The sequence below is a fragment of the Legionella beliardensis genome, assembly GCF_900452395.1.
Taxonomy (GTDB): domain Bacteria; phylum Pseudomonadota; class Gammaproteobacteria; order Legionellales; family Legionellaceae; genus Legionella_C; species Legionella_C beliardensis.
In genome coordinates, this window is sequence record NZ_UGNV01000001.1 from 2,250,373 (window position 1) to 2,263,499 (window position 13,127).

The following is a 13,127-nucleotide window of genomic DNA, read 5'->3' on the forward strand; positions in this document are numbered from 1 at the left end:
GTTATCCACTAAGTTTTAATCGAGCGAGCTCGCAACGAAGTATAAGGCTTCATGGGTTGTGCTATATCATTTTGTCATCGAACCATATGTTTTTTGTAAATAATGTGCTACGGCTCTTATCGCCATGGCCTCGCCTCCTTCTGGTTTGCCAGGTTTACTGCTTACATTCCATGCCATAATATCAAAATGTACCCAAGACGCCGTTGGTGGTACAAAACGTTTTAAAAACAAAGCTGCCGTGATCGCGCCAGCATAAGGCGTATTACCACAATTTGATAAGTCTGCAACCCCAGAATCAAGCATTGAACTATAATTGTCAAAAAGCGGTAATTGCCAGATTGGATCGTTTACCTCTTTAGATGCCATTATTAACTCACTGGCCAAATTATCATCATTTGTAAACATTGCTGCAATTTCCGTACCTACTGCAACCCTGGCAGCACCTGTTAAGGTTGCAAAATCAATAATCATTTCTGGATTAAATTCACCCGCTTTTACTAAAGCATCTGCTAGAATTAATCGACCTTCAGCGTCGGTATTATCTACCTCAACAGTCAGCTGATTACGCATGGTTAAGATATCCCCGGGCCTAAATGCTTGTGGCCCAATTGAATTTTCAACCGCCGGAATAAGCACTTGTAAATAAACAGGAAGCTGGCATGCCATAATCCATTGCGCTAAACCTAAAACATGGGCAGCACCACCCATGTCTTTTTTCATATTCCGCATCCCAATGGAAGGTTTAATATCAAGCCCACCACTATCAAAACATACCCCTTTGCCGATTAAAGAAATGCGTGGGTGGCTGACATTACCCCAGCTAAGCGCAAGTAATCTAGGTTTATTTGCTGAAGCCTTACCTACCGCATAAATGGCGGGGAAATTATTTGTTAATAATTCTTCATCAACCCATTGTTCAAACGTCGCATTATATTGCTTGGCAAGTTCTTCCGCCACTAAGGCAAGCTCTTTAGGGCCTAAATCATTCGCAGGCCTATTAATTAAATCGCGAATTAAAAAAATAGCTTCTACTTGGTTCTTAACCGCCTCTAATGCCTCTTCGCTAATCAATAAACAGCGGATTACGACCTCCGCTGGCTGTTTATATTCAGTAAATTGATACTGAGCTAAAGCCCAATAAGACAATGCAAGTTGTGAAAGTTCTTGTTGAGGCTCATATAAGCCTGCAGGCAAACGAGTAGCTGCATATGCCAAGGCTAGCGCGTCATTTTCATCACCTGAGCCTACATAGACTTTAGTCAATACACCATCTGCATTCATGATTAAACAGATATCTCCTAACTTACCTGTAAACTGCTGTAAGTTAAATAAATGATGCTCTTCCTCTGGGATATTAACTAAGCCTTCAGCCCATTGTTTCTGAGTTGTTAAGTATAAAGGGTGCGCCTCTTTAGGAGAACTTTGATAAAAATTAGCAATATTCATATTTACTCCTTACTAAAACCCCGAAACTGCGCAATTCGCATACCTGAGAGATATAAAATAGTTAAATAAATAATGATGGTAACACCGACGTGGGCAAAAAGCTTTCCTACTCGAGCTAGCGGCGAAAGACTTAGCCAATCAACCATTGTCCCCGTCATTAAATATAAATATAGGGCGATCACAATATTAGCAAACAGTAATTTTAACATAAAAAAGAGCCAATCTTTTCTTGGCTGATAAATGTTGCGCCGCTTAAGCAAAATTAACAAAATAATACTGTTAACATACCCGGCTAATGCAGAAGCTAAGGCTAACCCTGCGTGTGCTAAAGGCCAAATTAGCAAAGCACATAATAGACTATTAACAATCATAGCAATAGCACCTACTTTCACCGGCGTTTTAATATTTTGTTTGGCATAAAAGCCTGAGGCTAGCACTTTGACCATCATAAAGGCTGGAATACCTAGTGAAAGTGCAATTAAACTTTTTTGAGTTTGTATTAAATCTATGCTAGAAAATTTGCCATAAGCAAAACAAGAAGCAATAAGCGGCATGGAGAAAAAGATAAGCCCGATACTTGCAGGTATCCCAACTAACAATATTGCTCTTAAGCCCCAATCTAGTGCAGAAGAGAAATGCTCCGCATTTTGTTCAGCATGGCGACGTGATAAATGAGGAAGAATCACTGTAGCAATGGCCACACCAAAAACACCTAAGGGAAAATCAGTTAATCTATCTGTATAATATAACCAAGACACACTACCTATTTTTAAAAAAGAAGCAAAGATAGAGTCAACTATTAGATTTAATTGCGCAATAGATACACCAAACAAAGCAGGTATCATTAACTTCATCACGCGCCTAACACCTTCATCACTACCCGCTCGACTAGGCTTTATCAATAATTGCCGGCGGTGCAAAAAAGGTAGTTGAAATAAAAACTGTGCTATTCCTGCAATCAAAACTCCCCAAGCTAACCCTACGATGGGTGGGCTACAATGTGGTACTAAAAAGAAAGCAGATAAAATTAATGATAAATTTAATAATACAGGCGTAATCGCAGGAATTACAAAATGCCCATAAGTATTTAAAACAGCACCAGCCATCGCTGTTAACGATACCAACATTAAATAAGGAAAGGTAAGCCGCAACATTTCTGTTGCTAATAACGTTCGACTACTGTGCTCGCCAAAACCTGGGGCAAAAATAAAAATGATTACCGGTGCGGCAAGGATGCCGATTATAGTGACTAAAGACAATACTGCACTTAATCGACCAGCAACGCGGGCAATAAATGTGCGTACATCGTCATGCGTCTGTGTTTGCTGGTATTCAGCAAGTACCGGTACAAAAGCCTGTGAAAAAGCACCTTCTGCAAATAAACGACGCATAAAATTAGGAATTCTAAATGCTACAAGAAACGCATCCATTCCAGCTTGGGCACCAAATAAATGAGCAAGCAACATATCACGTACAAATCCTGTCATACGAGATATAAAAGTCATAAAAGAGACCAAGGTACTAGAATGTAGAAGGCTTTGACGTTTTGTTATCATGGTTTGAGTGGTTGACATAAATGTTAAAGTCTATAAAAAAAACTTATCATATAATGTTACTGCCATATTCGGCGATAGTTAAATAAAATTTGTTTAGCCTCACTTCGAACTTTTTATGTTTTACAGAATCGGAACTAGTGTTTGCTTGTTTTTTAGGCTTTTTCCAAACACGCTAAATACATCCATGTTGCTCGGTGAAGGGCATCCATGCCCTTCAACGGTTTGGAAAAAGCCTAAAAAACAAGCAAACACGGGCTAAACACTTCGAATTGGGGTTTTGTTTCTAACAGTATTCGGGCTAAGAAGGGCTTAAATTAGTTTAGCGAATTTCTTAGATTATCCTTAGAAAGAACTTGCGCCCAAATTTAATTCCTAATCTAGGCTTTTATGCCCCCTTTATTTACAGGAAATACCTTATTTCAGTGGCTAGATATTGACAAAAATCGAGCGATTAGGCATGATTGACTTTTTTGTGACACCAAAGTGAGTGGAGATTTTTAAGTGGCAAATATTAAATCAGCAATCAAACGTGCTCGTCAGAACGTGAAGCTTCGTCAGCATAATGCAAGCGCACGCTCTATGTATCGTACTTATGTTAAAAACGTTCTTAAAGCCGTTGAAGCTGGTGATCAAGATGCAGCACGCGCAGCCTATGCTAAAGCCCAACCCATTATTGATAAGGCAGCTGGCAATGGCTTAATCCACAAAAACAAAGCAGCACGCATTAAAAGCCGTCTTAGCGCTCGCGTTAAAGGTATGGCTGCTTAATTTTTATTTTTGGATGAATGTATCTATCCAATATCCCGGGGTTCCATCGCTCTAAAAACTGTGACCCGAACCGAATGGTTCGGGCTCCTAAGATTAACCCAACGTATCAACACCGCTAGCTTGCTGATTAAGTTGCTCATAAGTACGTTTTGCAGGCGTATAATGAGGAAAGCGTTTCATCAATTGATTTAAAATCATTCGTGACGATGTCTCATCACCTCTGTTCCACTCATTAATAGCATCCATATACATTAAATCAGCTGTCTGGCCCGCCAGCATAGGTACTTGATTTAAATTAATTGGTTCAATATAACTGAACCGTTGCTCTTTTAAAGCATCCATCCAGTAAAGCATTTTACGCGCTTGTTGATTGCCGTTATCACTTGCTAGCTTCAATAAGGCTTGACCTTGCTCTGGCTGGCGCTCACCTAATGAGCCATCAAAATAGAGGGTGGCTAATTGATATTGCGCATAAGCATTATTATTTTCAGCTAACTCTTTATACAGCGATGCGGCCTCTTCAGGATTTTTACTAACACCTAGGCCATATTGATACATTCTTGCTAGCGCAAGCTTCGCTTTTTCATTGCCTAAATTAGCGGCTTTTTGATAGTAACTCACTGCTTTCTTAAAATCGAGATTGACTGAAACACCTGTTTCAGACAATAAACCAAGTTGATAAAGGGCCTGACTATCATTTAAGTTAGCTGCCTTTCTATACCAAATAAGTGCTTGCTGATTATCGCGCTTGTTAAGATCGCCTCTAAAATAAATACTAGCTAATTGGGCCATCGCTTTCGCATAACCTTGCTCTGCAGCTTTACTATAAAGCTCTTGCGCTTTCGGATAATCAACTGGTCTATCTTTGCCGATTTCATACATTAAGCCTAGATTATACTGAGCAATTTTATCTTGCTTGTTAGCAGCAAATGAATAGCTGTTAAACGCATTATTATAATCATTATCCACAGTTTCATAGAGGAAACCTAGGGCTACCGCGGCAGGTGTATAATTACTTTTTGCCTTATTGTACCAGGTCTTAGCTAGTTCATAATTTGGAGTTTGATCAACGCGGCCAAGTTGGTAAAGTTGACCAAGTAAGTATTGCGCTACAGGCTGATCCTGATCAGCTGCTAACTGATACCAATGAGTAGCTAGTTCATTATTTTGTTCGCCACCTAACCCCTTATCATAAAGAAAAGCCAGTTTAAGCTCAGCGTCTTTATCACCTTTATTAGCAAAATCTTGGTAGATTTCACGTGCTTGCTTCATATTATCAGGGTTATTAGCTAACAGCATATAGTGATCAGCTAATAATAAGCCAGCCTTACTATTTCCTAATTGACGTGCCTTATCTAGTTCAGGAAGAAAATCTTCCCCTAGCTGATAACGTAATATAGCTAGATTAAAATTGGCATAGGCAAAGCCCGCTGCTGCTGATTGCTGTAATAAATCTCGCGCTTGTGCAATGCTTTTGCTAACACCATTCCCATTACTATAATAAGTACCTAAGATAAAATGATGTACTGGGTTATTAGGTGCTTGTTGATACCAGTACATTGCCTCAACTTGATTAGCAGGTACAGAGATACCACGTTCATACATCAAACCTAATAAAATTGCAGCCGATGGGTTACCAGCGCGAGCCTCACTCTTGGCTACTTTAAATGCTTGGGCTTGCTTTTCAGGGTTCGTATCCATGGCATAATAAAACGCAAGCGGTAAGCCTGCATCAGCAACACCCTGCTCTGCTGCACCTTGGTAGAGACGTTTAATAAGGTTGGTTCTTGCCTGTTTAGCAGCCATACTCAGCTGCGTACCATTATCTTGGCTTAAAAACGAGGCTAGCTGATACTGAGCTGGGCCATAATTAATTGATGAGGCCACTGAGAGCATCGCTAATGCCTGCTCATGATCAGGTTTAACAATTAATCTTCCCTCAGGATCAACAAGTCCTTGCTCATAAATATTAGCTAGTACATATTGTGCATAAGGATTACCTTTAAAAGCAGCGTCGGTTATCCATTGAACGCCCTTCTGATAATTGACAGGCTCAGTCTGCCCTTCCAAATAGAGAATACCTAAATTATATTCAGCACGTAAATCTTGTTGCATTGCCGCGAGCTGAAAATAGGTTATGGCTTGCGGTATATTTTTAGCGACTCCAATTCCATATTGATATAATTGCCCTAATTCAAATTGGGCAGACGAATCACCTAGGATTGCTTGTCCATATAATTGACTTAAAATCCTTTGAAAATTAGCTTTCTGCTCTGAACCTTCAGTTTGCTGCTCTAAATAATTAAATGGCTTTATTTCATCTGGTGCGTGATAAGGTGTACTTACTATCAACATTGAACTTGGTTCGTGCCGTAAAACTAAGGATTGTGCCCGTAATAAATTTTCGACTTCTTTTAAGTAAGGATAGCGAGGAAAGCCGCTTGATTTCATAGAAGCAGCTGAAGTTAACGTGGGCGCTATAATATCAAAATACTCCCCAATAGAAATGTCTGCAGGCTTTACCATTGCAAATTGTGGCTGATACAGCTCTTGCCTGGTTATCGTATCAAGGTGGGGGGCTGGGTTGTAATTATTTTCTTTTAATGCTAAAGGATTGTTCCAAGCGTTATAAATGCCGCTTAACTGGTATTCTTTACCAAAAGACTCGCTTTTGCCGTCACTTAACCACTTAGCTACAGCTACATCTGCAGCAATAGTGGGCGCCGTGTCTTTGGCTTTTTTCTTTGCTTCTTCTTCCCATTGCTTTGCTAACTCAGGATTAGCTGCAACACCTTTACCGTCTTTATAATACTTAGCTATGGTCTTTTGTGCTTCTTTTGATCCATTTTGCGCCGCTTTAAGTAACCAGTTAAATCCTGCTTGCTCATCATAAAATGGGCTCTTCTTATCCATATACAGTTCAGAAAGAGCGATTTGGGCTTCTTTATTTTGTGCATCTGCAGCTTTTATTAACCACTCTTTAGCATTAGGTAAATCGCCCTCTTTACGCAAAATCTGCCCATAAACAAACATGGCCAGTGGATCACGCCCTGTAGCTGGTTGCTGCACTAATTCTTTTGCTTTCTTTAAGTCTTTGGTTACGGCCCCACCATTTACGTAAAGTTCAGCTAACTTTATTTGGGCGTTAAGATTACCTTGGGCAGCCGCTTTACTAAGCCAAATCACGCCCATTTTTTTGTTTTGCGCTTGCCGGCTGTCTAGAAAATGCATGGCTAAGGTATATTGCGCAATAGCATTACCATTTTTAGAGGCTTCGATATAATAGCGTTTTGCGGCTTCTGGATTCTTTTTAACACCATAACCATTTAAATAAGCCGCTGCGCAATACATGTTTGCTGCTGTATCATCTGCTTCGGCTGCTTTTTTAAACCATTTGAATGCTTCTTCAGGCTCATTTTTACTTAAAGCATAATTTGCTAATAGACGCTGAGCAGGCAGAAACCCTTTATTAGCAGCATTGGTAAAATAGCGTAATGCGAGCGTATCATTTTTTAATTCGCCATAGCCATAAAGGCGCATTAACCCAAGATAATAATTAGCCACAGGATCTTTAGAAGCTAAACTTGGTAGTGTTTTTGCTGCAAGATTATAACTTCCTTGTCGATAAGCCTCTAAACCATTGGCAGCATAGGTCAATTGACTTCCTGCTGCAGCAACTAGGCAAAACCATGGTAATAATGATTTCATGGTAAATTTCCTTTCTAATTATTAATTAATACCCTCACTTTTAATCAAATTAGTACAATCCCTTAGAGGGAAGGAATAATACCGTATCGTACAATTGCTCTAACTGCATCATTTTTAGAGTTAGTGTTTACAAGCCAATAATTTCCCTGATTGTTTAAACCATATTTTACATTTGTATATTCACATACTTGCAGGTGATTTTGACAGTCAACAACCTTACCATAAGGTGATTTTCCGTCAGTGACCGAGCAAATATATTTCACTAAGGGTTCATTGGTTGCTAAAACAGCCCATTGACTACCCTTAACCGTGTGATTTAAATACATGCTACGTGAACTATCTTCATTGCGCATTTGAAACAAGTTAATCGCTTGGTCAGATTTATTGAGAATAACATAAAGCGATTGACTTGCCCCAGCTGAACGTGGTGCTAGCTTAAGCGTTTTTAAATCAAAGGTATAACCTTCATTTCGACAACCAATTGGGTTATTCGTGTTTTCTTTTTCCTCAGCAAAAAGAGGATTACAAACTACTAGTAACAAGGGCAAGAGTGCTACCTGTTTTAAATAAGTTTGGCTGATTATGTTCATTGTCTTTTTCCACTTGCAGTTGTTAAGATGGGTCGAACAATTACTTTAGTTCCTAAATTATCTCCCTTACTTGTTTCTACAAATTCGTGGTTTAGCCAAAGGGCATCTTTAGTAAATAATCTCACACAGCCATGGCTTGCTCGATGCCCCGGTATGTCATCCGAGCCATGTAAAGCAAATCCCTTATGAAAGTACATGCAGTAAGGCATTTTTGCACCACCACGACCAATGGGGTAAACATTAGAACGGCATTTTTCATTTTCTTTACTGAAGAAATAAAAGACCCCTGTCATTGTGCGGCAAGAATGACTGCTGTCTGGGCACTTATCGATGCCTGAGGAAATTGGCCCCCAATTAACTAATTTACCACTTGTATCATAGGCACCCCAAGCGAGCTTGTCTTGATCGACGATCACCTGTTTTTCACCATCAGATTTGATTTGTAGAGGAAAAGGCGAAAAATCAAAAATGGTCTTGTTGGCTAGCTCTCGTGGTACAACTATTTCTTTGCCATACCATAAATAGTTATAACTCCGATTTATACGCTGTACAATGTCACGCTGCTGTTCATCAGGAAAGAGCTTTTCCCAGGTCTGTCCGCGATCAACTTTAATACATTCATACTGAGGGTAAGCACAGAGTCCTTTACCATAATAAAGGGTTGCGTGAACTGCAAAGGCAGGTATTAAGAGAGTAATCAGCACCAATATTCTTTTCATGACGTGATCCCCTGAGTAATTTTTATGAAAGATTGCGCTTTATAAAATCCTTCTTTTAACTTATTTCGGTTGCCGGCTTAAAAAGTTTAGTACTCCTTTTGCTCAATTCCATATTTTTTACTCGCTTCACATCTAGCCTTAAAGCAAATCGTCATTACAGCTTGCCCGATGTGTCAGTAAATCCATCAAAGCCTTTTTCTTTATTTAAGCAAAATAACAGAATTAAGCTTCAATTAAATGATTGCAAAAACCAGGCCAAAATCGTGAGTTTGATCTAAAGTAGAAGTTATTTTGCTAAATGAATCCTACCCGCTCAATTGGTCATCTCTCTAGGCATGCTTCTGAGTGCTATAGAAATTATAAGTTACTCTATCTTCTAATTTAATTATTGTTTTATTTATTGATTTATTGTATTATAATTTGCCAAACCATTCCTGAAAATAATATATGCGTAAGCCTACTGAAAAAATATTAATAGCACAGTCTGAGGGTGATTTTGAGCCTTCAAGAAGTGATTTAAAAACTTTATTTGAGGAATATAATCAAGCTCTTTTTACCAATCCAGATGTGGCCTATTTTACCAAAGATACTAATCTAGATGGTTTAGATCCTAAACATACAACCATTGTTATACCAGGGGGCCAGGCTATGATGATGAGTTTAAATTTACCGGTTAAAAATGAGGTCTTAGAAAAATTATTTACCACAGGGAGTAATGGCGTTTTTATTTGCGCTGGTGGATATCTTGCGGCGCGGGAAATGAGGGTAGGCAATAAGAATAATGGGTTAGTTACTCTTTCACCACCTATACTTGATTTCTCATTAGGCATTTTATCAAATTTCACTGCCATAGGCCCTTTCTATCCTACAGATATTTATGATAAAGACACTAAATATTCTGCCCATAGTGTACAGATTAAAAGCTCAATATACACACTTAATGCTCGGCAAATTTATTGGGAGGGCTGCGGTTTTGTTCCTAATAAACTATCAAATAGCTTAGTTGAGAAAGAATTTGAAGTAGTAGCAACCTATGGCGATAAGGATACTTATTTTTTTAATAATCACGAAAACTATGATAATTTAGCGGCTATTGTGAGAAAAAAGCCATCAGGGGCTAGCGGAGGGTTTTTCGCTTCTGGCATACATATTGAAGCTGGGGTTCAAAACAGTAAGCTGTTAAATGAGGCTAAAGGAACTAACAGATACTTAAAAAACACAGCAAGTTTTTTTAACTCAAAACAAGCGTTGGATGAAGTTCTGCCTATACTGTCGGAATCTATTTCTAGAAAGCCTTAAATTGATCTGCGCTTCCATTTCAGTAAGCGCAACATTGAAAACCTGTAGGACATAAGATAGGTCGCTTAACAAGACTATATGTATTAAGAATTAATTCTCGTCTTAACAACCAATTAAAAGCTCACTTTGTAGGCTAAAGAAATAGAAATCTGAGTCATTTATAGGGCATGCTTGTCAAATTAGACGTATTTAATTCGCAAAAAATTTTTATAAAACCCCTGTAGATAATGAGGTTAAGGGTGAAAATGCTGATAAATACGGGCCGCGAGTTCGGCATTAATTCCACTTACTTTTACAATTTCGTCAATGGGGGCTTTTGCCAAATCGCGTAAACCACCAAAACGTTGTAGTAAAGCATGCCGTCTCTTAGGGCCAACCCCTTCAATCATTTCTAATGATGACTCAAGTCCCGCTGCTTGGCGTTTTTTACGATGTGCCATAATTGCAAATCGATGTGCTTCATCACGAATATGTTGCAATAAATGCAGCGCTGGTGAGTCACTTGGTAATGATATTTCTTTATCTTGCTTGACTAAAATTAATCGCTCCCATCCTGCTTTTCTATCAGCACCTTTAGCAATACCTAATAGAGTAATGCCTTCAATATTAAGCTCTTGTAAAACTTGTTGTGCTACACTTACTTGCCCTTTACCACCATCAATAATTAAGACATCAGGAAGATTTTGTTCTTGCAATAAACGTTTATAGCGTCGTGACAATACTTGTTGCATAGCTGCATAATCGTCTGCCGGTGTAATACCATTAATATTAAAACGACGATAATCACTTTTTCGTGGCCCCTCTGCATCAAACACCACACAAGAAGCAACAGTCTGATTGCCTTGAGTATGACTAATATCAAAACACTCCATGCGTGCAATAGGCTCATTAAGTTCAAGAAGCTCCACCAAAGCAGCATAACGTTTAGCCAAGTTAGCGGCAGACGCTGCCTGTTCACTTACAGCTAAGCGGAGATTATTTTGCGCAAACTCAAGCCAACGGGCTTTAATACCACGCGGGCGAACTTGTAGACGACATTCCTTGCCTCGTAATTCAGTCAACATCGCGGCAATGAGTGGCAAGTCATAAACCGCTTCATCAAGAACTAATAAACCGGGGATGCGCTCAGGAACGTCAACGTAATAAAAAGAAATAAATGCTTCTAACACTTGTTGACGCAAATCAACTGCCTCCATGGGTAGTTCAGGAACAGTTGGAAAAAAGCTTTGACTTGCAATGACATGGCCATCACGAACAGAAATACATTGCACACAAGCAAAGCCTGCACGCGCATCAATGGCAATAACATCAGCATCACCACGTAATTGCACAACCCCTTGTTGTTCTTGTACTAAGCGTAGACTTTTAATTTGATCACGTAATACAGCTGCCTCTTCATAAGCAAGCGCTTGTACCGCTTTGCTCATCCGTATTTCTAATTCTTTCAGAATATCTTGACACTTGCCCTGCAAAAATTTGACCGCATCACTGACTGATTGTTGGTAATCTTCTTTAGAAATATAACCTGTACAGGGAGCGGTACAACGTTTGATTTGGTACTGTAAACAGGGTCTTGAACGAGTATTAAAATAACTGTCTTTGCAATTGCGAATTTTAAAAACTTTTTGTATGGTATTTAACGTTTCGCGCACTATCGCAGCACTGGGGTAAGGACCAAAATAAGTTCCTTTTTGCGGCTTTCTCTTACTGCGATACATCTCCATACGTGGGTACACATGTCCTGATGCAATATGAATATACGGATAAGATTTATCATCACGCATTAAAACATTGTATTTAGGACGTAGCGCTTTAATTAAATTACTTTCTAAAAGCAGCGCCTCTGTTTCTGTTTTAGTAATGGTTACTTCAACTGCAACAACCTGACTTACTAAAGAGCGTGTTTTTGCACCAAGCGCTTGCTTAGTGAAGTAACTGCTGACTCGTTTTTTTAAATTGGCTGCCTTACCCACATAAAGAATATTGCCCTGTGCATCTAGCATGCGATAAACGCCAGGCTCAGTCGTAAGACTTGTAAGAAAATTGCTTAAGTCAGTAGATAATACGTGCTTGTTCATAAATAATGATAAGAATAGAAACAACTACTAATATATTTAATCGGTAACAGGATTTATCTGCAACTGTAGCACAAAATAAATCCTGTTGCTGTTAGTGTGAAATTAATTTAAGAATAACAAACAGGTCTTCTTAGCCTTAAATTAGTTATCCTCTGACGGCTTTTCAATAACGCCGTGCTTCATCGCTAGATGGGTAAGTTCAACATCATTCTTAATGCCAATTTTTTCAAAAATACGGTAACGATAACCATTAATCGTTTTTGTGCTTAAGAATAGACGATCAGCAATGTCTTGCACGGCCATGCCACTGGTTATCATTAACATGACTTGCATTTCTCTCTCTGATAAGGCATCAAATGGCGAGCCTTGCACAGCCATTAAGCTATTGATAGCCATTTTTTGTGCGATTTCAGCACTTAAATATTTTTCGCCTTTTGCTACCTTGCGAATAGCTGCCGCCATTTCTTGAGCGCCAGATTCTTTCGTCAGATAGCCCATAGCACCTAATTGCAAAATACGTGTTGGTAGGGGTTCAGCACAAACTGCAGTCACAGCAATAATTTTAATATGAGGATTAGATTTCTTAAGTCGTCGCGTTACTTCCCATCCATCAATGCCTGGCATTTTCATATCTAATAAAACAACATCAGGTTTGTGAGATTTCACCAACAAGAGGGCCTCCTCGCCACTTGCAGCCTCAGCAACTACATCCATATCCGGCAAATCCTCTAATAGTCGGCGAATACCCATTCTAACCAACGCATGGTCGTCAACAATGAGTATTTTGATCAAGTAATGCTCCTTGACAATATGTCAGTCAATAACCTTCTTGTATAATCGATGTTTTGCTTCATAGCAAGCTAATATTAATAAATAAAATTGCAGAAACGCTTGCAACGTTTATTTAAGCAAAAAGTTACAAGTATGCAAGAGGTCTCACGAATACAAAAAGTACACCGATAT

At 39.0% G+C, this 13,127-nt stretch carries 9 protein-coding genes; 2 read left to right on the forward strand and 7 right to left on the reverse strand.

Features of this window, described 5'->3' with window-relative positions; genetic code table 11:
- Window positions 1–66 precede the first annotated feature (66 nt).
- Window positions 67–1,446, reverse strand: a complete 1,380-nt coding sequence (locus DYE47_RS09970; protein WP_115303128.1) for a leucyl aminopeptidase family protein — start codon at window positions 1,444–1,446, stop codon at window positions 67–69.
- Window positions 1,447–1,448: 2 nt separating this feature from the next.
- On the reverse strand, window positions 1,449–3,020 hold the full coding sequence (murJ, locus tag DYE47_RS09975; RefSeq protein ID WP_115303129.1) for a murein biosynthesis integral membrane protein MurJ: 1,572 nt from the start codon (window positions 3,018–3,020) through the stop codon (window positions 1,449–1,451).
- Between the two features lie 483 nt (window positions 3,021–3,503).
- Between murJ and rpsT the strand changes: the two genes are divergently transcribed.
- A complete protein-coding gene (rpsT, locus tag DYE47_RS09980) occupies window positions 3,504–3,770 on the forward strand; it encodes a 30S ribosomal protein S20 (RefSeq protein WP_115303130.1) in 267 nt (88 codons plus the stop codon).
- Between the two features lie 93 nt (window positions 3,771–3,863).
- Here rpsT and DYE47_RS09985 read toward each other — a convergent pair whose 3' ends face one another.
- The 3 genes from DYE47_RS09985 to DYE47_RS09995 form a co-directional block, all read right to left on the reverse strand.
- Window positions 3,864–7,478: a tetratricopeptide repeat protein gene (locus DYE47_RS09985; RefSeq protein ID WP_115303131.1), complete on the reverse strand. Its 3,615-nt coding sequence runs from the start codon at window positions 7,476–7,478 to the stop codon at window positions 3,864–3,866.
- A 62-nt stretch (window positions 7,479–7,540) separates the two neighbouring features.
- On the reverse strand, window positions 7,541–8,068 hold the full coding sequence (locus tag DYE47_RS09990) for an endopeptidase IV (protein WP_242604200.1): 528 nt from the start codon (window positions 8,066–8,068) through the stop codon (window positions 7,541–7,543).
- Complete coding sequence (locus DYE47_RS09995; protein ID WP_115303132.1) at window positions 8,065–8,787, reverse strand: L,D-transpeptidase; 723 nt, start codon at window positions 8,785–8,787, stop codon at window positions 8,065–8,067. The genes DYE47_RS09990 and DYE47_RS09995 overlap by 4 nt, the downstream gene beginning before the upstream one ends.
- 447 nt (window positions 8,788–9,234) lie before the next feature.
- On the opposite strand from DYE47_RS09995, the gene DYE47_RS10005 reads away from it, so the two are divergent.
- Window positions 9,235–10,086 (forward strand): BPL-N domain-containing protein, encoded by an 852-nt coding sequence (locus DYE47_RS10005; RefSeq protein WP_115303133.1) that lies wholly within the window; start codon window positions 9,235–9,237, stop codon window positions 10,084–10,086.
- A 233-nt stretch (window positions 10,087–10,319) separates the two neighbouring features.
- Here the strand turns inward: DYE47_RS10005 and uvrC are convergent, their stop codons facing one another.
- Together uvrC and letA are read right to left on the reverse strand one after the other, a co-directional pair.
- Window positions 10,320–12,164, reverse strand: coding sequence for an excinuclease ABC subunit UvrC (gene uvrC, locus DYE47_RS10010; protein WP_115303134.1), 1,845 nt, complete (start codon window positions 12,162–12,164; stop codon window positions 10,320–10,322).
- 141 nt (window positions 12,165–12,305) lie between these two features.
- Window positions 12,306–12,956 carry a two-component system response regulator LetA gene (letA, locus tag DYE47_RS10015; RefSeq protein WP_165482044.1) on the reverse strand — a complete coding sequence of 217 codons (651 nt, stop codon included), beginning with the start codon at window positions 12,954–12,956 and terminating at the stop codon, window positions 12,306–12,308.
- Window positions 12,957–13,127: the final 171 nt, after the last annotated feature.